Consider the following 20,900-nt stretch of genomic DNA (forward strand, 5'->3'; position numbering starts at 1 on the left):
GAACAATCCGGCCTCAAGTCATTGAATTCATTGTTGTTACCGTTATGGCAAAATGGATACAAATTTGCTACCATTTTGGCAGGATGGATACAAAACCATTGTTACCACTCCGCCAAAATGGTAACAAATACCTATGAAGCAGTTTTCCAACATCGACCAAGTCATGTTCTCCGACCTGGTTCAGAAGGCGACCGACGCGGATTTCGACGAGAACTTCCCGGAAAACGGGACCTTTCTCAAACAGAAGCGAGCCAACCGCGAATACTATTACTACAAGGCCTACGAGCCCTCCGGTGGCGAGGGACCGACGAAGACGACTCTCAAATATGTCGGTCCGGCCGATGATCCCGAGATTGCCAAACGCGCGGAAGCTTTCCAGCGCACCAAGATTGGCTATCGCGCGCGACGCGAGCTGGCAGCGAAGTTGAGGCGGGCCGGCTACCCTGCCCCTCCCCACATGGAAGGTCTCGTCGTCAACGAACTCGCGCGCGCGGGACTCTTCCGGCTTCGCGCCACGCTCGTCGGTTCGATGGCCTATCAGACATACAGCGGCGTACTCGGCGTCAAGCTGCCCGACGAGCTCGTGACGACCGAGGATCTGGACATCGCGAAATTCTACGGCATCTCGATCTCGATCGATGAAAGCATGCCCGACATCGAAGAGATCCTGAAAAAGGTGGATCCGACATTTGCGCCCTCATTCTCCCCCGATGAAACCAAGCTGTTCAGCGGTTTTGCCAATGCCACCGGCTTCAAGGTCGAATTCCTTACACCAAACCGTGGCGACGAGGACTACTCCTCCAGACTGACGCAGATGCCTTCATTGGGACCGTCTGTAGGTGCGCAGGTGTTGCGGTTCCTAGACTACCTGATCCATGAGCCCATCCGCTCTGTGGTCTTGCACGACGCCGGAGTGCCGGTCCTTGTACCGGCCCCGGAGCGCTACGCCGTCCACAAACTGATCATCGCGACCAAACGGAATGTGTTCTTTGCGGATAAGGCCAAAAAGGACATCAACCAGGCTGGCGCGCTCATTCAAGCATTCAATGCCGTCAAACGTAGCAGCGACCTAGGCTTTGGGTGGATCGAAGCTTGGGAACGCGGAGCCAGATGGCGACGACGGCTTGGTGTTGGCGCCCTGCGTCTTTCGGACGACACTTTCGACATGCTCGCGAAGGGCGTAGCCGAAGCGGCCAAACTCGACGGCAAGCCGGCAGAGGAGTACGGGCTTACGGGAGGCAAGGAAGGTCTTCTGGCGCGCGTTTCAATTGCGAAGCCGACGGCGTCGCCAACGCCGTGATGCCAATTCGGTCGACGAGGCTGTCTCGCCCATCATCGGCGACGGGCGCGCCGGTGCTGCTGCTGATCATCGGCGGCGTCGGCATGCCGAATCACGTGATTGGCTCGCTGATCATCTCGCTGCCGATGCAGCTGACCATGTCGGTGATGTGCATCATGCCGTTCGATCAGCTCGGTCTTGCCGCCGACGCGCTCGAGGCTCAGCACGAAGTAGAGCTGGATCGGAACGTGCTGGCCTGTTTGATGGCCGGTCTGCTTGTTGTCCTCGACCGTGACCGGTTTTTCGATGACGAACGGACTGACGGGCTTGTCGGGGCCACCGCCATGACCTCCGCCCTGGCCCGGATTGCCGCCCGGGTGTCTTTTTCAAAGTCGCTTTCGGCGCGGCCAGCCCCTTGACCCAAGTCTCGTCCATCCTGCGCGAAGATCCCAATCTCAACGAGGACGCCGCTGCGGCGTTGGACGACCTGATCAAGGCGACGTACGCCCGACTGGCAGATACGAGCAGGGGCCCGTGATGGTTTTTTAATAATTTCAATAAGGTCGTGGGAAATCGCGGGGCTTCATACGCAATTGCGTATTATGCGCAGATATACGCGGACGCGTATAATCGTGCTGATATTCGCGATCGCGTATATTGACGATGTATACGCATTCGCGTATGGTAACCTATGGATACGATTGCCCGCACCCCCCAACAAGTTGGCGCCGGGATCAGGCGCTACCGGCGGCAGAAGAAGCTCACCCAGGCTGGCCTCGGTGAGAAGATGCATGCGCGTCAAGCGACGGTCTCGAAGCTGGAAGCCGGTGTACCTGCAACGCGGCTGCGCACCTTGATGGATGCGCTGGCCGCGCTCGACCTCGAGTTGGTCATCCGGCCGCGGACCAAATTGACGGCTGAAGCGATTGAGGATCTGTTCTGATGGCGCGTCGTCCTGCCCGCGCGCCGCTCAACGTCTATCTCAATGCACCGCTGGTCGGGCAGCTGCGGCGCGAGAGCAGCGGCGCAATCGATTTCCAGTATGACAAGCAGTGGCTCGCGTGGGAAAATGCCACCCCCGTTTCGGTGTCGCTGCCATTGCGGGAGGATCGTTATATCGGCGATCCCGTCGTCGCCGTTTTTGACAATCTTCTGCCCGATAATGACGACATCCGCCGACGCGTCGCCGAACGCGCGCATGCTGATGGCGCCGACGCTTACAGCCTGCTCTCCGCAATCGGCCGCGATTGCATCGGCGCGCTGCAATTCCTTCCCGACGGTGCCGCACCCGGGGGCGCCGGCGCCATTGATGGCCGCGCCGCTAGCGATCAGGATGTCGCCGCCATTCTCGGCAATCTTGCCAGCAATCCGCTCGGCATCGGCGCCGACCAGGACTTCCGCATTTCTCTCGCGGGCGCGCAGGAAAAGACAGCGCTGCTTTACTGGAAAGACAGGTGGCACGTGCCTCATGGCACGACCGCAACTACGCACATTATCAAGCCGCAGATCGGGAAGTTGCCGAACGGAATCGACCTGACCGGCAGCGTTGAAAACGAGCATCTGTGCCTTGAGCTGGTTGCGGCACTCGGCTTGCCCCGGCGGCCAATTCACCGTCGGCAGCCGCGGCATTCGCGGCTTTGCGACCGGCCGTCGCCAAATCAAGCATCATCGATTTCGCCGGACGCCGAGTGCTCGCAGTTGAGCGGTTCGATCGCATCTGGACGCGCGACGGCCGCCTGTTGCGGCCGCCGCAGGAAGACTGCTGCCAGGCGCTGTCTGTTCCACCCGCGCGAAAGTATGAATCCGATGGCGGACCCGGCATCCGCAAAATCTCGGATTTCCTCAAGGGCAGCGATACGCCTGAGGACGACCAGGCCATTTTCTTTCAAGGCGCAGATCGTGTTCTGGCTGCTCGCCGCCACCGATGGCCATGCGAAGAATTTTAGCGTTCATTTGGCGCCGGGCGGACGTTTTCATCTTGCCCCGCTTTACGACATCATTTCGACCCAACCGAGCTTGGACGCTGGACAGATCAGTCAAAACCAAATGAGGCTGGCCATGGCGATCGGCAGCAACCGGCATTACGTCGTCCACACGGTTCTCGGCCGACATGTCGTGCAGACTGCGAAAAGCTGCGGTCTCCCCGACAAAACAGTCAAGCTTGTCATCCAGCAGCTCGGCGATACAGCCGCAAAAGCCATAGATCAGGTGCTGAACGCGCTTCCAAAAGGATTTCCGGAGAAGATGGCCATATCGATTGCTGATGGCGCGAAGCGTCGTGTGAATTCGCTGGCTGCCCAGCCGGGCTGACTGCCCACAGCCAAACCAAGCGGAACGATCAAGGCAACAGAGATCAGAAATCCGCTCAAGGCGTGCAGCAAGCTCGCGGAGACGTCATAGAGTTCGGCCGGTTTGCGCAAGCTGCCAGCCGGCTACGATGACCTCCGTGAACGGTGGCAGGAAGACCGGATCGACCAATCCAAACCTGGATGCTGCCTACCAGAAGAGCAGCAGCGCGATCAGCAATAGGGAGCGTTGCCCGAAAGCAGCCAACCAGCGGCTCAAGAAACGGGCCCGGTTCTCGAACGGCGATTGCCGCTCTCCTTCGACGGCGAGCGGCCCGCGCCGTCCGTATGCAAGCTCCAAAAGCGACTGCGTTTCCAAACTAACCATGAGCGACGTCCTTCACTTCACGCTCGACGCGCTGAGGCCGCCCGTCAACTGCCCCCTTGAGCCTCTTCCGCTCACGCCGAGGTCATGGAGTGAAGGGCTTAAAACCTATCGCCAGCCAAAACACAAACTTCAGTTCGATGCGCTTCCGCCATTCCGTCGACTCGCACATCAGGAGGTTTCCGACCGCAATCCGCGTCACGTGACCGACACCGCCATTTCGCCAGCCGCTTCAAGCTGGTGATCGACAGGTCGAGCGAGATGACAAGGGGACATATTCTATCTTTCGAGAACGCAGAGGCAAAGCGCGGGTGCCGCGCAATCTGCGGAAATCTGCGATTGCCTTCCCTAGGAGCGGATGTGAACTTTAGAGGCCCGCGCCGCAGTATATCTACGGCATCGTTACTGTGGTGAAGAAGCAACCTTAAGCTTGGTTCCGCGAGCGACAACTCACTTCAGACTTCACAAATGTCGATGAGCGAGTCACTTTTGGCCCAGCATCGAGATGCGCCAGAGGCTTGCCGGAAGGCAACTATTTGACAAGCGTCTGACGGCGCCAGCTCTCGACAGCCTTATCGAGCGTCGCCGCAGCCGCTGGGTCGGCCCAACGATCCCAGAACTGGATCGTGCCGCTAAGCGGTTCGTTTATCGGTTTGGCAATGCGGATACGCGTGGGCAGTAGAATCGCATCGCCAACGACGAGTGCTTCGCCCGTGTCGAGGACCGGAAGCAGGTCGCCGAAGCCGCCGAGGCTGTCGGGCAGCAGCCGCCGCACGACGGCCTGGTCGTCACCGTTGGTTAGCCGCATCGCGATGAGATTGTTGCACTGGCTGGCGACCGTGCGGTTCACTTCGGCGGGGCGTTGGCTGATCACCACCAGTCCGACGCCATATTTCCGCCCCTCCTTGGCGATGCGCTCGAAGGTAGCGATCGCATTCTCCGCGGCGCCCGAAGTCGGATCCTGTGGAATATAAAGATGTGCCTCGTCACAGAACAGTGCCACCGGATGGCGAAGCCCCTGCGCGCTCCACTGCTGCACGTGGAAGGCCATGCGCGCGACCATGCCGACGATCAGCGGCAAAATGTCGGAGGGAACTTCGGAGAAGTCGATGATCTTGACGCCACCGTGGCCGCCTTTGGCCGTCCTGCCACCGAGCAGCAGCTCAACTGCGCGATCGAGCCAATCATAGCTGTCCGCCACGCCGGACGCAGGGAATAGGAAGCCGAGGCGCCGATCGGTGCGTTTGCCCTCGAGGCGCTGGATTAGCCGGCTGAGCTTGCTGTGGAAATCGCCCTGCTTCTCCCCCGTCCTGGCTCCCGGTACCATCTCTGTGTTGAGCCGGTTGAGCTCGCCGAGCACGGTTTCCATCCTGAAAGGCACCGGGCTGTCGATCGTGAAGTTGGCGAGCACCTCGACATGACCGCCGGCTTCCAGGAAGCCCGTCTTGGCGTCCACGACGGTACGCGACATGATCATGGCCTGGTTTGGGGCGTTCTGATCGGAGCGGTCAACAAACATCGAGACAAGCGCCTCGTAGCTCATAAGCCAATAGGGCAAATGCAGCACACCATCGTTCAGCCCCTTCCCCGCTTCGATGTCGCTTGGGCCCGCGACACGAAGATGGACGAAACCGTCGCCAGCCATGGACGCATATTCTCCGTGCATGTCGAACACGATGGCATTGGCGCTGTCGAGCTCGGCGATTTGCTCGAGCAGGCGGGCGGTCGTCCACGACTTGCCCGAGCCGGTGCTGCCCACGATGAGCGCATGACGCTGGAACAACCGATTGCCATTGACGAACGCCTGAGCGTTGGGATCGAGCGTATAGGCGCCAAGCGACAGGCGCTGCGCGCCGCCGGTCACCTCCGAAATCACGCCCATGAATCGCGTAAGGCACTCGCCTTCGAGAGCGAAGCAGCAGGCATCGATCTCCGGGACGGTCTCAAGCGTCCGGCGGAAGACATTGGCGCGCGGTCCGTCCCGATCGAGCAGCGTGCCGATCAACATAATCCGCACCAGATTGACTTCGGGATGCGCGGCCTCGCCTAGCTCGACATCGGCGATCTTCGCTTCACCGAGCGCGGTACGGATGATCTTTTGGATCACGCCAATCAACTTGTGGCCGGCAAGGCTGCTCTGGAGCGCAACCAGCCGGTTCACCTGCAGCGCCCGCAGCGCCTCGACATCATCGACGTGGACGATTACCGTGGTCGTGTCGACCGATTGGACGCGGCCAAGCGCTTCTTCGTCCGCAAAATTCAGAATGCTCACGCGGAAACTCCTGTCATCTCATTGAGGAAGCGGTCGAGTCGCCAGATCGGTTGATCTACGTCAAACCCGTTGGGCACGTCGTGCATGTAGGCGCGCGCGCCTATCGTCCCCTCCTCGATCGCGAGATAGCGCCGGCAGCGTCCGCCGCCGAGGAAGGTCCGGGCGGACGTAGTCAGCTCTTTGGTAATCACGACAAGCGGGACGGAATCGCGGTCGCAACGCTCGATCAGCTTGGTCTGAAGATGCTCGTCGTTGAAGCCATAACCAACGCAGAAATAGGCGCGGGCGTTCTCCAGCGCGGCATCGCTGCGGCCTAGGATCGTTCGGAACGGCTCGCCATGTGTCAGCCGGTATTTGTCGATTCCCGGCGTGATCATCAGCGGCGAGTATCCGGCCGGCACGTCGGGCATTCCGCGGACGCCGATGATCTGGCCAGCGGAATCCTGGAACCAGTCGAGAGAGCCATGCACTTTCCAGACGGCAACGGTACGGGTCACCTGCCGATTGACGAAAATGCGCGTGTTCGAATCGCGGGCGCGCGATTGCAGATAACCGTAGTTGAAGCCGGTGAACGTGCTTACATCGGCGGCGTCCGCGGCATATTCGGCAAGCCGGTCATAGTTTGGCGTGACGACATTAACGGTCTTGTGCGTGCTGTCGAAGAGATGGAGGTACAGCCGCGAGAGCGGCAGCGCGCGCCGGTCCGCCACAAGCGTCTGGAGGACGCGAAGATCGTGCGGCAGCAAGAAGGCGCGGGTCTCGCTGGCGATGAACTGGGTCTGGCGTTCCGTCGGGCGCACGGCCTGGAGGGCGCTTTCGAGATCATCGCCGGCCGCAAGCTGCGCGATGAACTTATCCCATTCGCTCCTCTCGTCTGCTGTCCAGCTTGTGGGCGGCTTGACAGCGGAAAGCTGCAACGCCAAGGCGCCCATGCCGGGCACACCGTGCGCAGCCGAGGCGCCGCTGCCCAGAATGATCACCGGTGCGGCGCTGAGCGCCGCCTGCGCGAATTCCTGCGCGATCTCCGGCGCGCTCTTGGCCGCCATACAGTCCCTTCCCGGCCAACGCCGACTGTATCCACTACAGCCGTCGTCATCCCTATGAGATTTAGTGAATGGATCAATTTCGGCGAGGATTGCATCCTCGCTAAATCTGAAATTAGCCCTTAGCCGATCAGGTTACGCTTGGTGTCGAGACGACGAAGGGCCTGCAGGACCGTGAACTTTCTCGGATTGATTTTCCCCAAAAGGAAGTCCGAGAAGCATGTCGACGCAAACTCCGCGTCGCGGACGGCTTTTGTAGTTAGAGATAATGATCTCGAGACTTGCATTCTGCAATCCATCTAAGCAACGTTTTTCATTTGATGTGGACGAGGCTCCAGCATTGCCGTCGAAACACTCCTGCCAAACGCGGTAGACGCCACATCAAGCAGGTGCTGGTGATGGGTGAAGAAAAGCACCTGCGTTTTCTCCGCAAGCAGTTGCAACAGCCTGAAACCGGCCGAGGCGCGCGCATCGTCATAATTGATGAACAGATCATCGGCAATAAATGGCACCGGCGCAGCATGCATCAGATACTCTTCAACGGCAGCAATGCGCAGCGCGAAAAAGAGCTGATCGGCGGCTCCTTCGCTGAGACCTGATACGGGCACCGCTCCACCGTCCCCACGCACGCCCGCCAGATGTGGCACATCTTTTTCGTCGTATTCGAGCGTAAGGCGTTGGAACGAGCCGCCGGTCAGAATAGAGAACAGCTCCCCTGCCCGTTTGAGCAATGGTGCCTGCTTTTCGCGCCTAAACCGCTCGATCGCCCACCTCAGGATGATGGTTGCGGAGCGAACGCGCGCATACTGCGCCGCCACCTCCTTCATCTCGGCCAAAGCCAGCTGACGATCACCAGCAGCTTTGGCCGCAGCGGCGTCGCCGCCGACGGCTTCGAACAAACGCTCAGCATCATTGCGACTCTGAATTGCGATCAGCTGGCGTTCCCTGGCATCTTTGAGTATTGCCTTCAGCGTTTGCTCCCGAGCCGTTGTTTGATCGAGATCGGCGCTGCGGCATTCCTCGGCGAGTTGTTCGACACCAAGCCCATCGCCATCAGCCTCAAGCGTGGTCCGCAAGCGCGATCGCTCATCCCTAAGCGCGCGTTGTAGATCGGACTGAAGAATAGCCGCTCGCAATCTGTCGATCGAATCGACGGCTGCGGCCCTCTTGAGGCGATCTATTACCGCCTCGGCGTCCGTCCTGGACTTGTCGCATTCTTCCAATTTCTTCTGCAGGCCCTGCATCGCCTCAGCTTTTTCGTCGCGGGACACGACAGTCTGCCTCGCCGCATTCAATTGCGCATGGAGTTGGAGGATTGCTTCATCTGCATTCTGCCCGGAAAACCGCGGCGCGATCGCATTTACGAGCTTTTCGACATCATCGGTAAACGCCGTGATGTCCCGCTCGATCTTTCCAATGCGCTCGTGCTTCAAATCCGCGATCTTGGCAGACGTCTCCCGCATCTGATCGATTGCTTCGATTTGCGCTTGAATGGTCTCAAGCGGGGCTTCGGGTAACAGATTGATACCCCTCAGGGCCTCCCTCCATTGCGCATTCCAGACATCACGCTCTTTCGCAGCGTTTTCAACAGCCACGCGCCTGCGTTCGACTTCTGTTGCGACCTTCCGTTGCTCTAGCGCGAGTTCATTCCTCTTTTGTGTGTTGCCCTCCTCCATACGGAGGCGCGCTTCGGCAGCCGCAAGAATTCCGTTCAGCGGCAGACTATCTGCCGAGGCTGCGATTGCCGTGTCCGCCATCAAGCTGGCGAGCTGTTGCTTGGCTTTTGCAATTTGCTGCTGGAGCGAGGACTCTGCATGAAGCGCGGCGTCACGCTTGGCGATTTGATCGAGCACGCCAGCCCTTGCATCGAGCCAATCCAGCATTTCGTCCGGAGAACGCGGGTTATCGGTAACCTGTTTCCACAGGATCGCCCAGGCCTCGGCCAATGCCTTCTGCTCTTCGGCTAACGAAAACAGCTCCTGCTTGGCGGATTCAAGGACGTCTTGCTCTTCAGCGATTTGCCGCGCCAGCACCATGGCCGCAGCCGTCGACTGCGCATTCTGAAAACGACGGTCCGCCGCGGCGTCGGCGTCTTCGATGGCCTTCACATACGCATTGAGCAGCGGCTCGCCGCTTGTAAAAGCGAGCTCCTCCGATTCTGGCACCATGATCTTGTCGACATGTCTGCGCCTGATGATAGACCATCCGGCATCCCGCCGTTCGCGCAGTTTCTTCAACTCCTCAACGCCGACAATTCTTTCATCTGACACAAGACGAGCATAAGACTTTAGATTGTTTTCGACTGTACGGGTCAGCTCACGCGTCACAGCTTGCTGGCGCTGAATACGCGCCTGAAGCTCGCGGGCAGCATCGCGATGCACCCTTACCGCCTCTTCCGCCGGACTTTTCAACGCCTGCAAACTCGTTTCACTCACGATAGGCGGATTCATATCAGCCATTTGCCGCTGACATGATCTATCGGCATCCTGATGCTCTTGATGGATACTCAGAAGACGCGCATCGAGATCGCCAAAAGCACGAATGGACTCGACGACCCCAGCCAGCGCCGAAAGGTCTTTCTGCGCTCCGAGCGTTTCAATCCGTGCCTGGATATCAGCGAGTTTCTCGCTGGCGCCCTCTAGCGCTGCTTCAGCGCTATCAACGGCGGCAAATCGGCTGCCACGCGATGTCAACAGTCCGCGGACTGCTGCAACCTTGGCCCGCGGCGGAATTCTCTCGACCAGGTCGGCGACGGGACCTGTCCAACCCAATTCAATCGCCGCGCGCTTCAGGCCTTCTTCCGCTGCGGCGAGTTCGGCCCGCCGCTTCGGTAAGTCCGTCCGGCCCGAAGAGAGCTGTATGCTGCGGTTCGAGAGGCGTTCAATCTCCGTTTGGTGGAGCAGAACGCTATCGTCAACCACAAGTCCGGAAATTTCCGCGCCGATTGTTGCAATCTGTTCGCGGAATGCGCTTATGCGCACTTCTGCAGCAGCGTTATCGCCCGAGGCCTCCTCAAATTGCCTAGCCGCGTCGGGAGGTAATTCGACCACCGCGCCGAGGTCCACTATCTCGGTTTCAATCTCTTGAAGCCGACGCACACCGCGATATACGCGCCGGACTCGAGAAATCTTTGCAAGTTCGGAAACTTGCTCTTCGATTTCCTTCTCGATCTGATTGCAAAGGCCGCGCGCCTCTTCAAGGGCGGATTTCAATTCCTGCCATTTGCTTGCGCTCACCATGTGTTGACGCAACGCCGCATCAGCCTCTTTAAGGCGGTCTTCCGCTTGGTAGTATTTTCGGTGTCCCGCCTTGCGGCTGGCCCAGAGCCCATCCGCCTCTGCCTGCATCGCACCCAACCGATCGCGGAGACCTGACACACCGGCCCCTGCGGCGAACAATGCCGCGCCGATATCATCCTTGGCCTGGGTGATATCCCGTCCGCCAGCCCGCAGGCGCTCATGGTCAAGACAGAACATCCGGCAGAAAAACGCGCGGTCCATCCCGCCGAGCAAAGGAGCAAGCAGGCCATCGCCAGCCGCAATCGGCAGATCGTCCGGGCCGAGAAGCGTGTCCTTGTTGCCCTTGCGACGCCGGACCGAAAGCAGCGCGCCGTCGCGTTCTAGGGCGGCGCCGATGCGCAGCGCCGCATTCTCATGCAGGAAATTACGGGATGATTGCCCGGGAATACCGAAGAGCAGATCTTCAATCGCCGACATCGTCGTCGACTTTCCAGCCTCATTCTCGCCATACACGATATGAAAGTCAGGTTCGCCTGACGGAAAATGAAGCGTCGTGCCGGTGAAATGTCCGTAACGGATCAGGTCAAGAGAACGAATACGCACGGATCAACGCCTTTCCGCGGTCAGACGTGCGCTCAGATATTCGCCAGCCTGCTCAATCACAACCGAGTATTGTTTCGCGATCACCGCTTCGAGAAGACAATCGTCAATATCAAGTGCCGCGTCGTGAGGAAGCCTGCGGACAAGGTCGCCCAGATCGTTCGCGATTTCTGCCTGGAGATCGGAATCCCCCGCAGCCTGAGCTAGCAGGACTTTGAGATCGTTGATCGCGCTGCCCGCTGACTGGATAGAAACTGCCGTCGCAGGCACGGTCGCATTGATCACACGTTCGATCCATGCAACCTCTTCGCCAAGAGCCAGTGCTGCGGCTCTCGCTTCAGCCAACAATTGCGGCGCAGACGCCATCAGTTCGGCGTGAAGAGCCGTCGGGCCACTTAGTTTGATGCGACAAGCCAGCAGTCGGCCTTCTGCGTTCTTGGCCGCCTCGTCGATCGAACGTTTGATTTGATCTACAACATCCCCGAACCGCGCGCTACCACTGACCGGTACATCGACATGCATCCACCGCACGACATCCGTTTGGAGCAGCTCAACGCCTTCGATCGCTCCGTCTTGGACCGTAACGAGCTGCGCCGATTTCGGGCCGGCTTCGCGGATGTGGCGCCCCTGTAGATTGCCGCAAAACACCACGTGCGGATTTTGATGCAGTACGCCGCCCTGATGCACGTGCGCGAGCGCCCAATAGTCGTACCCCTTGTTAACCAACTCTTCGAGCGTGCAAGGGGCGTAGTTCTCGTGAGAACCACCCATTCCGCCGAGTGCAGTATGCAGCACGCCGATGTTGAAATAGCCTTTGATCGGCGCGGGATAGGCTGCTGCCAGATTTTCCGTCGTCGCCTGCAGGCGGAAGCTTTGACCGTGAAGGGCGACGCGGCAATCATCGAGCTTGAAAGTTTGGGGCTTTCGATAGCTAAACACCTCAACATTGTCAGGAAGCGTCAGCCGCTTCGTGATTTGGCTTTCGGCGTCATGATTGCCGTGCAACACGAAGGCGGGGATTTTCGCCCCCCGCAAACGACCCATCTGCCGAACGAAAAACAGGCCGGTGTGAAAATCGCGCCAATCGCCGTCGTAGAGGTCTCCGGCGATGACCACGAAAGCCGCCTGTCTATCGATCGCCTGAGTAATGAGGTCCTCAAAGGCAGTTCGGGTCGCCGTTCGAATGCGCTCGGCCGCTGGCCCCTCCTGTCCGCTCAGGCCTCTCAGGGGGCTGTCCAGATGTATGTCGCCGGTATGGATAAATTGGAAAGTGCTCACAACAGGACTCGCTTAATTCCAATCAGAACAAACTAGTAAAATCCTTTTATCGCAATCTTGAGCGGAGCGTTGTCACCAAGTATCCGCAAACGCGGAAAGGGATTGTCGATGAGGACTCGAAGGGGCCGCCGAATTTGAGGGCGACGCGAAGATTCGGTGGCACGTTTAACATGAGTATCGCGTTATCCATGTTGCGGACAGCGTGTCTTCGGTAACGGTTCGGACAAGGTCTTATCTGAGCTAGCTCCCCAGTCCTGCGAGCCGCTTTCCTAGCGACCTCGCGTCGAAATTCTCGCAAATGCGGCGATCGGCTGGGAACACACACCGTGCCGCAACCGCGGTTTATCCGCCCAGGACCTTCGTCAGATGACGACTTTGGTTGTCAGACCGGCCCAAGACAGGCCGCTGCGACATCGACTTCGTAGTCGATACTGCCGCCTCGTCGCAACGTAAGACGCCGCCATAATGGTAAAGAGGCTCTTCACTGCGGAAGGCAGCAATCCTGCCGCGCGATGGAATTATCGCTAAAAACATGGAGCGCCGCCGTGGCCGGAGAGTAGTCGCGGGCCTTGTGGTAACCAATGCAATAGGATCGCACTGCTTTTCGGCCCCTTAGAAATCGACCCGATTACAGCCGATTCGTTGTCGTAGCCAAACGGGGCTCCGAGCTTGTGCAGTGGAAGTGCAAGCGCGAAAACGAACCCACAATTCACGCGGCTCGTTCAAAGAATCGGAGCTATCGCTTTGGAGACGACCAACTTTGGTCACTCTCACGGAACCCGATCGCAGCGAGCCGAATTGCCGAGGTACCCGATCACTTCCAGTTGTCGCTCCTCGGAGAGACTTAAAGCCTTCGCGACGATCCCCCAACTTCATCTTCTGCAACTCCGGAGTCAGAAACTCTGGTACGGAGCATCCGAAGCAGCCTCGCTGCTCGGCATCGATCGAAAGCTGCTGCTGCGTGAGCTCATTCGGCTTGAGTCTTGATCTGGACCCGGGCCCGTCGGCCGGACACCGTCCAGAACGGAAACTTACCTCGTCACGAAGAGGAAAATTCGTCAATTTCTGCCAGGCACCGCAGATATCAAGCGAATTTCATCATTTCGCGCTGGAGTTCATCGAAGAAATCAACTGCATCGATGTACCCATGCGGTACTGCAGGTACGCCATCGCCGCCAATGATCACGCTAATACCAATTTGGGATTTATCGATATCAGATTGGAATGGATGCGCGTGCAGGCCGATCGCGAGTGAGCGCCCCTTGTTTTCAGGCGGTGATGTGCGACTCGAAGAAGTCGAACAGCGCGATACAATCGAAAAGGGGTCGCCCTTTAGCGACCCCTTTGCCGGTTGCAATCGACTTCGGGATGAAATTCCAGCCCCGGCGAGGGTCAAATTATCGGTATCTAAATGCCAAGTGAACTCCGTACAATTACGGTGCGGTCGCGCTGTAAGAATTCCTCCGCGCACGAAGGAATCCGCGTGCGTCACTCCTCGGTAGCGCGCTCAACCTTTCCACTGACGCCAAATGGACGGGACACCTATAGCAAGTGCCCCACCTCACCAGGGCTGGGCGTCCTGGATTGTTTAAGCCTTTAAGCGCGACTGCGATCCATATCGCGCGAAGGCGTGCAGCTCGATATCCGTAAACGGCTCGCCTAACGCGATCAGAGGCCGGTGATCCGGCCGCGGGTACAGAAGCGATCGCGCGTCAGCGGCCGGATCAGAGATCAGCTGGTAGCGCGCGAAGACCTCAGCACATTGGGCGGCGTTCTCTCGGGGAGCGGCGGGCCTGTTCGCGCGTCAGCGCTGATCGGACGATGATCCGCTACAGCTTCAGCCGCCCTCCAGACACGCCTCGGCCCGGTCGATTGCGCGATCGCGCCAACGATGGGCTGCATTTCGGATACCGCCGGCCGTTCGACTTGCTGCGGCGGGAGGCTCAACCGGATCTACCGGGTTTGCCGGGAGGATGGCTCACTGTCCGCAAGCGACGAGCCCCCGATATGCTGATGAAGGTCAGCCCAGTGCTCGCTGGTCGCTGGACTTCGTCCACGACCAGTTCGCCAACACGCAGCGCTTCCGCATCCTCGACATCGTCGATGACGTGACTAAGGAATGTCTGGCGCCATTCCGGATACATCGATCTCGGGACGGCGCGTCGCCCGCGAACTGACGGCGATCGTCGCACGACGCGGCAAGCCAGGACTGATCGTGTCTGACCATGGCGCCGAGTTCACCGGCAACGCCATGCTGGCCTGGAGCAAGGACCGGTTATCGACTGGCACTTCATCGCGCCAGGAAAGCCAATGCAGAATGGTTTCATGGACAGCTTCAATGGTGGGATGCGCGATGAGCTGCTCAACGAACCTCTTTTTCGATCTCAATGATGCCCGTCAAGAACGTCCGGGCTTGTGGGCGCTGGAAAATTCATGCTGGGAAAAATCGCAATGTCGGTACCCCTGTGGTCCATTGAACGTAAGGTCATATGTCCGCCGCTGCATGGTCCATATCTTCCGACACCGCCTTGCTGGCGAGCTTCTCCGGTCCGGCGCGACTTTGTCAGAGATCGGCCAACTCCGAAGCGAGAGCCATGTCGTAAGCGGCATCTTTGACGAGGTAGAAATCCAAAGACTCGCACACTGACCCTGCCGCCGCTGGTACGCATCCAATGACCACTGCGCGATTCGCAACGCGAGCGGGCCAAGCGTTTGGAGACAAGGATTTGGAGACAACTACCAGCATGAGGCGCGGCGGCTTGCCGAGTTCGTCTCTTTGATGGCGAAGAAGGCTACGACCATCAGCACGAAGCTCGCCGTAGCCTGGCGTCTGCCACTCGATCGGCACGCATCATAGCCTTGCGATTAACCGCCGTTTGCGGTTTCGCGCGCCACGTCGCGAATATCGTGCCGGGAGCAGACATCTTGCTATCCTGCGCGCCGCGCCAAGCTACATAAGCGATGCGGAAGATCGGGGCCTACTGGGTGAAATCTTTGTTGTCGATTTCGAGCAGCGCCTCGAGTGCGATAATCGTATCCTTGTGCGGAAAATCGTCGGGCACCTCCCCCCGGAAGCCTTGAGCGCAGTGCAGCCACGTTTTCCGGCGGTGAGGCAGGCGGGCTCGGCTTTCTCGCCACATGCGTCTATTCCTAGGGCGATGGGGCTGCTGCGCCTTCCGGCGCTGGCTCCGCTTGCTTCAGGCGCTCTAGGTAGCCGCGTGCGCGCGAAATCACCGCCTCGACCACTGTGTCCAGGACGGGATCGCCGCCGGCAGGCATGGCTTCGACCGCGGCCTTGGCCGCCATTGCATGTTGCGTCACGGCCTGAGCAATCTCGGAGACGCGCCGGATCGTCTGCGCTGGAGAGAGCTTGCAGTCGGTGGCGAAGCGCTCCCAGTGGTTGCGTCCGAGCTGGTCAGCCTGCTTCTGCCCGCCGATCTTCTGCGCCATGTTGCGGGTGATCTTCGGATATGGCGCCGCACAGACGATATCGTAGCCTGGCGCCATGGCGGCGCCGCGCGCCGATAGCATCAACGAGTAATTTTTGGCGTGAGAATCCGTGTTCCAAACCATCGGATTGAAGATTGCAAGATCGACGAAGCGGGCGGTCTCCTGTGCTGTCATGTGGCGCTGGGTCACGCCGACCATGTCGGCCAATGATGGTCCTTTTAGGCCTCTATCGTTGTTCTGGTATTTGGCAGCTGGCGGTCGGCCCAGGGCTTGGCAGAAGTCCTCCTGATGCAGCCGCCGCCATCTCTTGCCCTCATGACGCCGGTCATAGCGCTCAACCAGCAGGTAGGTACGTTCGCCTGCCGTCCCGGTCGTCACCTTCGGCGTCGGGATTCCGATCATGCGCGCGAGCGTCAGGCAGAATGCCTCGTTCTGGACGGCGCCAGGCAAGCGCTCGCCATCGGGCTTGATGATGTGGGTCGATGGCGCGCCGTCGATCGGTATGTACAGGGTGTCGCCATCCAGAGCGACGGCGAGCTTCGTCTGCACACCGGCAAGCGACATCGACACGCCATCTTCGCCGACGAGGAAGGGCTTGTGGGGTAGCTCATTGAGGATGCGCTCGAGGGAGGCCTTGTCGGGGATCTCTCGCCATTTGCCGGCGATCAGCCCGGTGCCAGGCTGTCCGACGGAGAGCGCGCCGGCGGTGTCGCGGCCCATCTCGGCAAGAAGACCGATGACATCGGCCGGCGACTTGCCGAGCATATGACCTACGGTCCCGAGAGTTGCGTTCTCCGGCAGCAGATTTGCCGCCCATGGCAGAATTACCGAGGCATCGTACGACGCCCGCGAGAGCGGCATGGTGAGCGACACAGGGAAGGCGCCGGTCAGCCCGCGCCAGGATTCGGCATAGGTGAAGCCTGACGCTTCGTCGGCGGCCGTGATCCAGCCGACCTCTCGCGTCTCAAAGTAGACCGGAAGACGGTCCATGAGGCTCCTCCTCGTCGCTGTCGGGAATGTCCGGTGTCTCGGAAGTGTTCGCGCGGCGGGCTTGGGCATCCCTGAGAACATCCTCGATGCGCAGCCCGAGCACGTTTGCCACGTGCAGGCTGCGCCCGAGCTGACAGGTGCTTTTTCCGGCCTCGAGGTCGACGATGAAGCGCTTTCCTGTCCCGCTCACCATGGCCAGCTCGTCCTGCCGGAGGCCCTGGCGTTTGCGTTCTTTCTGGATGAGGCGACCGAATGCTGCAGCGAACTCGGCGGCTTGGCGGGCGACACCGGTCTCGCCAGGAGCCTCGTTTCCGCCCGAGGGGGGAGTGCCGTTTGGAGGCTTGTTCATAGCTCTCTCGTTATAAGTTACCGAACGGGAACTTTATGGGTTGAAACAGCAAATGTCCAGGAAAAAGTTACCGATCAGGAACTTTTGTTACCATTCCAATGGAAAGAAAGGATAAAGTTACCGGGCGGGAACATTTACCTCAAGCCAACGGTGAGCGGCCCAAAAAGTTACCGGTCGGGAATTCTGCTCCCCGAGCACTGGGTTCCTTGAAAAGGAGAATCGAGACGACCGGCGGGAAAATCCGCGCTAATCTCCGTCGAGCGAAGCATGTTCCTTAGCGTCCGCTCGGTGTCGAGCGGCGCTGCCGGCCCCACAACGATCTCGGCGATGTTGTAGGCGGCGGCAGCTCATCGTGATCGGGACGCCGGTTTGATCTTGCCACAAGCTGACAATTGCATTGCGCGACCGCGCTGCCCGCCATGGCGTTGGGACCCCGGCTAAGGCCGAGGTCGGCATCACCGAGGACAAGATCAAGTGTCGATCGGCAAGACGATCATCGCTGCGCGTTTATGGAGACGGCACCAACTGACAGCTTACCCTCAGCAAAATCAGCTGCCGCTGTGGCGTGCAGCCTCGCCGAATCGAACACCGGTAATTCTGAATGTTCCGGGCCGATGAGAAGCCCAATCTCCGTGCAGCCGAGGATAACGGCGTCGGCGCCCCGTGTACGACCGCGCGCGATCATGTCGATAACTTCCTGGCGCGACAGATCAGAAACAGTGCCGCAGCACAGGTCATCGAAGATGACATTGTGGATCCGGCTCCGCTCGCCCTCCCCCGGTATGACAGGTGAAAGGCCGAAGCGCTGCCGCAGGCGATCACAATAGAACGGCTGCTCCATCGTATAGCGCGTCGCAAGCAACAGTGGTCGCTTGAAGGAAGCAGCGAGAAGAGCCGCAGCGGTCACATCGACGATGTGGATGAGCGGCACACTCAGCTCGGCAGCAACAATGTCGGCAATCACATGCATCGTATTGGTGCAGATCAGGATGCAGCTGGCGCCCGCGTCAACCAACTGCCGGGCTATCCTCGTTAAATAAGCCGCGGCTTGCTTCCAATCTCCTGCGTTCTGAAGGGTGACGATATAGCCGAAGTCAACCGAGCGCAGCAAGATGTCTGCCGAGGCGAGACCGCCGCGGCGCTGACGGACGATTTCATTGATTTCCTTGTAATAGATGGCCGTGCTTTCCCAGCTCATCCCTCCGATCAGCCCAATCGTCCGCTGCACTTTGAGATCTCCACTTCATTGCGAAGGTGGCACAGGTTTACCGCGCTTTCGGCGGCAAAATCTCGGCGTTGTTGCAAAGCCGCCTGGATGCATAAGTGTATTCCAGAGCCAGCCGGCGTGCACGTTCGATGAGATTTGCGGCAGTGCTGTGCCCCCCATCGATGTTCTCAAAGTAAAAATAAGATTGGCCGAGCGCAGCGAGCTTCGCGGCGGCCTTACGGCCGTGCGCAGGATGCACGCGGTCGTCCTTGGTGGAGGTAAAAATGAAAGGCTCCGGGTAGGTCTTGCCCGGTACCAGCATTTGGTACGGCGAGTAGGCTTCGATCCACTCTCGTTGTTCGGGAATGGCCGGGTCGCCATACTCGGCGGTCCAGGACGCGCCCGCGCCCAAGTAGGTGAATCGAAGCATGTCGAACAGCGGCGCCCCTATGATCGCCGCGTTGAAAAGCTCGGGGCGCTGGGTTATTGCGGCGCCAACCAGCAGGCCCCCTTGGCTGCCGCCGATCACGCCGAGCCGGTGCGGACTTGTGACTTTCCGACGGATCAGATCGTCGGCGACCGCGATAAAATCATCCCATGTCTTTTGCTTCGTTGCTCCCTGGCCAGCCCGGTGCCATAGTGGACCGAACTCGCCGCCTCCCCGCAGGTTGGCAACGACGTACGCATTGCCCTGTTCGAGCCATAGCCGACCCAAAGCTCCTCCATAGGAGGGGAGAAGCGGAATCTGAAACCCGCCATAACCATAGAGAAGCGTCGGGGTCGAGCCGTCAAATCTGGCGCTCCTGGGCCGCACCAGAAAGTACGGGATCCGCGTGCCATCGCGCGAAGTCGCCTCGAGCTGCTCCACGACATGCTTCGATGCGTCGAACGTCGCAGGTGCCGTCTTCAAAAGCTCGAGCCGTTTGCTTTCGACATCAAAGTACCAAAGCGATGTTGGCGTGAGATAGTTAGAGACGGTAAATGTCGTTTCATCGTTTTGCGCGGAAGTGGCTGATAGGCTTACGGTCGCATTCTTCGGCAGCGGGACTGGTGTGGCAAGCCAGGCACCTTGATCGTACCTGTAGACGAACGCCTTGCTTTGAAGGTTATCAAGAATGGTCAGGACCAGGAAATTCCTGGTGCTGCCAAATCCGCTGAGTGCCTGCCGGCAGTTCGGCTGGAAAACGACAGAGGGTTTCGCACGCAGCGGATGCTGCTTCCATTCGGCCAAATCATACGAGATCATTGAGCCAGCCTTGAAGCTGGTATCGCCGGAGCGGATCCAGTCTTCGTCCAGTCTCACAAGCAGCCGGCCACTCGCGATGCCGACGATCAAGGCCTTCTTCGGCAGATCGAGCTCGATCGGCCCGGCGGGCCCGAACAGCACATACTGCCGCTCGAAGCCGTTGATTTGACGGACCACGCCGGTTACATCCATCCACCCTTCACCAAGCACAAACGGCAAGGTCCTGAAGTCGGTGTGCTGGCCGCGAAAGACTTCGCGCGCCTGATCGAGCGGCTGAGCGCGCTTGAGTTCCTTCAACACGAAAGGGAAGCCGGCCTCGGTCGCGGTCCCCTCGCCCCAATCACGTGCAACAAGGACGGTGTCACGATCAATCCAGCTGACGCTCTGCTTGCCCTCGGGCAGTTGGAATCCACCTGCAACAAAGCTTTTGGCTTCGCTGTCGAACTCGCGTATCGACACGGCGTCCTTGCCACCGTCGGAGAGTTTGACGAGGCAGCGCCGCCCAAGGCAGCTGCGACCCTTGTAGACCCAGTTCTTGTTCTCGGCGAGAGCGAGCGCGTCAATGTCCAGGATGGTCTCCCATCGGGGATCCTGGCCGCGGTAGCTCTCAAGCGTAGTGCGCCGCCAGATGCCGCGCACATGGCTCTCGTCTTGCCAGAAATTTTCGAGACCTTGCCGTTGCAGCGAAACGAACGGAATCCGGTCTTTTGCCTGGAGGATCGTCAGCGCGTCCCGGTAAAAGCGATCGTAGCGAGGATCCGATTGCAGCAAGCCGAGCGTCTTTTCGTTCTCGGCCTGTGCCCAGGCCAATGCGCGCGGTCCCTCGACCTCCTCGAGCCAGAGGAACGGATCGTCCACTGGAGTCGCACCAGACTGCCCATGGAGCAGCGCGACCGTGAAACACATCATCGAGAGCAACGCGGCGCGCAGAAGGGACTTCTTCATTTGGCTTATCCTCGGACCAGGCACGCAGGCCGAGCCCACAAGTTCTTGCGTGTGGGCGAAGGTAGCGAAATTCGTGTTGCGACCGTGCACGCGCTGTGTCGCGCCACTCGCAGCTCGATCTGTGCAAGCAGCATGCCGCCGACAAACAGCAGGTTTCCGCCGCATCGTGCCGCATCGCCATGCCAGTTTCCCGACATTGGCTCTGAAGTGACAATCAGGTGTCCGCCGAGTAACGTTTCGGCATCACCCTTTGAGGCCGCCGGTTCGACCGCGGAACCGCATCAGCAGTGCGAAATTGCGGCGGGGCTGCTTCTCGCTTGCGTTCGGACAGA

The 20,900-nt window shown here is 59.5% G+C and carries 15 protein-coding genes and 3 pseudogenes; 9 read left to right on the forward strand and 9 right to left on the reverse strand.

The window, feature by feature from the left end:
- Positions 1–133 precede the first annotated feature (133 nt).
- From I6F37_RS36010 to I6F37_RS36030, 7 genes and pseudogenes are all read left to right on the forward strand, one after another.
- Positions 134–1,300: a GSU2403 family nucleotidyltransferase fold protein gene (locus I6F37_RS36010; protein WP_225129747.1), complete on the forward strand. Its 1,167-nt coding sequence runs from the start codon at positions 134–136 to the stop codon at positions 1,298–1,300.
- A gap of 53 nt (positions 1,301–1,353) precedes the next feature.
- Entirely contained in the window at positions 1,354–1,698 is a 345-nt protein-coding gene (locus I6F37_RS36015; protein ID WP_225129749.1) for a hypothetical protein, read from the forward strand.
- A 272-nt stretch (positions 1,699–1,970) separates the two neighbouring features.
- The gene (locus tag I6F37_RS36020; protein ID WP_225129751.1) at positions 1,971–2,222 is read left to right on the forward strand and encodes a helix-turn-helix domain-containing protein; all 252 of its coding nucleotides are present in this window, start codon (positions 1,971–1,973) and stop codon (positions 2,220–2,222) included.
- Positions 2,222–2,845: pseudogene (locus tag I6F37_RS45670) on the forward strand (HipA N-terminal domain-containing protein); the annotation flags it as partial. The gene I6F37_RS36020 and the pseudogene I6F37_RS45670, both read left to right, overlap by 1 nt.
- Positions 2,846–2,967: 122 nt before the next feature.
- Positions 2,968–3,225, forward strand: a complete 258-nt coding sequence (locus tag I6F37_RS45675) for a HipA domain-containing protein (protein WP_345944125.1) — start codon at positions 2,968–2,970, stop codon at positions 3,223–3,225.
- Positions 3,167–3,589, forward strand: a pseudogene (locus I6F37_RS45680) (HipA domain-containing protein); the annotation flags it as partial. The gene I6F37_RS45675 and the pseudogene I6F37_RS45680, both read left to right, overlap by 59 nt.
- Before the next feature lie 127 nt (positions 3,590–3,716).
- A complete protein-coding gene (locus I6F37_RS36030) occupies positions 3,717–4,193 on the forward strand; it encodes a hypothetical protein (protein ID WP_225129753.1) in 477 nt (158 codons plus the stop codon).
- Positions 4,194–4,481: 288 nt separating this feature from the next.
- On the opposite strand, the gene I6F37_RS36035 is transcribed toward I6F37_RS36030, so the two are convergent.
- The 4 genes from I6F37_RS36035 to I6F37_RS36050 all read right to left on the reverse strand — a co-directional run bounded on the left by I6F37_RS36035 (position 4,482) and on the right by I6F37_RS36050 (position 12,381).
- A complete protein-coding gene (locus tag I6F37_RS36035; RefSeq protein ID WP_225154044.1) occupies positions 4,482–6,056 on the reverse strand; it encodes an ATP-binding protein in 1,575 nt (524 codons plus the stop codon).
- 161 nt (positions 6,057–6,217) lie between these two features.
- Complete coding sequence (locus I6F37_RS36040; protein WP_225129757.1) at positions 6,218–7,267, reverse strand: SIR2 family protein; 1,050 nt, start codon at positions 7,265–7,267, stop codon at positions 6,218–6,220.
- A gap of 296 nt (positions 7,268–7,563) precedes the next feature.
- The gene (locus I6F37_RS36045; RefSeq protein ID WP_225129759.1) at positions 7,564–11,106 is read right to left on the reverse strand and encodes a YhaN family protein; all 3,543 of its coding nucleotides are present in this window, start codon (positions 11,104–11,106) and stop codon (positions 7,564–7,566) included.
- A 3-nt stretch (positions 11,107–11,109) separates the two neighbouring features.
- A complete protein-coding gene (locus I6F37_RS36050) occupies positions 11,110–12,381 on the reverse strand; it encodes a DNA repair exonuclease (protein WP_225129761.1) in 1,272 nt (423 codons plus the stop codon).
- A 961-nt stretch (positions 12,382–13,342) separates the two neighbouring features.
- Here I6F37_RS36050 and I6F37_RS36055 point away from each other — a divergent pair.
- On the forward strand, positions 13,343–13,636 hold the full coding sequence (locus tag I6F37_RS36055) for a hypothetical protein (protein WP_225154040.1): 294 nt from the start codon (positions 13,343–13,345) through the stop codon (positions 13,634–13,636).
- Positions 13,637–14,157: 521 nt separating this feature from the next.
- Positions 14,158–14,766 (forward strand): annotated as a pseudogene (locus I6F37_RS36060) (DDE-type integrase/transposase/recombinase); the annotation flags it as partial.
- 593 nt (positions 14,767–15,359) lie between these two features.
- Here the strand turns inward: I6F37_RS36060 and I6F37_RS36065 are convergent.
- The 5 genes from I6F37_RS36065 to I6F37_RS36085 form a co-directional block, all read right to left on the reverse strand.
- A complete protein-coding gene (locus I6F37_RS36065) occupies positions 15,360–15,521 on the reverse strand; it encodes a hypothetical protein (RefSeq protein ID WP_225129765.1) in 162 nt (53 codons plus the stop codon).
- 10 nt (positions 15,522–15,531) lie between these two features.
- A complete protein-coding gene (locus I6F37_RS36070) occupies positions 15,532–16,821 on the reverse strand; it encodes a type II toxin-antitoxin system HipA family toxin (RefSeq protein ID WP_225129767.1) in 1,290 nt (429 codons plus the stop codon).
- Positions 16,796–17,062 (reverse strand): helix-turn-helix domain-containing protein, encoded by a 267-nt coding sequence (locus tag I6F37_RS36075; RefSeq protein WP_225129829.1) that lies wholly within the window; start codon positions 17,060–17,062, stop codon positions 16,796–16,798. The genes I6F37_RS36070 and I6F37_RS36075 overlap by 26 nt, the downstream gene beginning before the upstream one ends.
- A gap of 601 nt (positions 17,063–17,663) precedes the next feature.
- A complete protein-coding gene (locus I6F37_RS36080) occupies positions 17,664–18,398 on the reverse strand; it encodes an aspartate/glutamate racemase family protein (RefSeq protein WP_225129769.1) in 735 nt (244 codons plus the stop codon).
- A gap of 37 nt (positions 18,399–18,435) precedes the next feature.
- The gene (locus I6F37_RS36085; protein WP_225129771.1) at positions 18,436–20,568 is read right to left on the reverse strand and encodes a prolyl oligopeptidase family protein; all 2,133 of its coding nucleotides are present in this window, start codon (positions 20,566–20,568) and stop codon (positions 18,436–18,438) included.
- Between the last annotated feature and the right edge of the window lie 332 nt (positions 20,569–20,900).

It is taken from the genome of Bradyrhizobium sp. NBAIM08 (assembly GCF_020193935.1).
In the GTDB taxonomy this organism is placed as follows: Bacteria; Pseudomonadota; Alphaproteobacteria; order Rhizobiales; family Xanthobacteraceae; genus Bradyrhizobium; species Bradyrhizobium yuanmingense.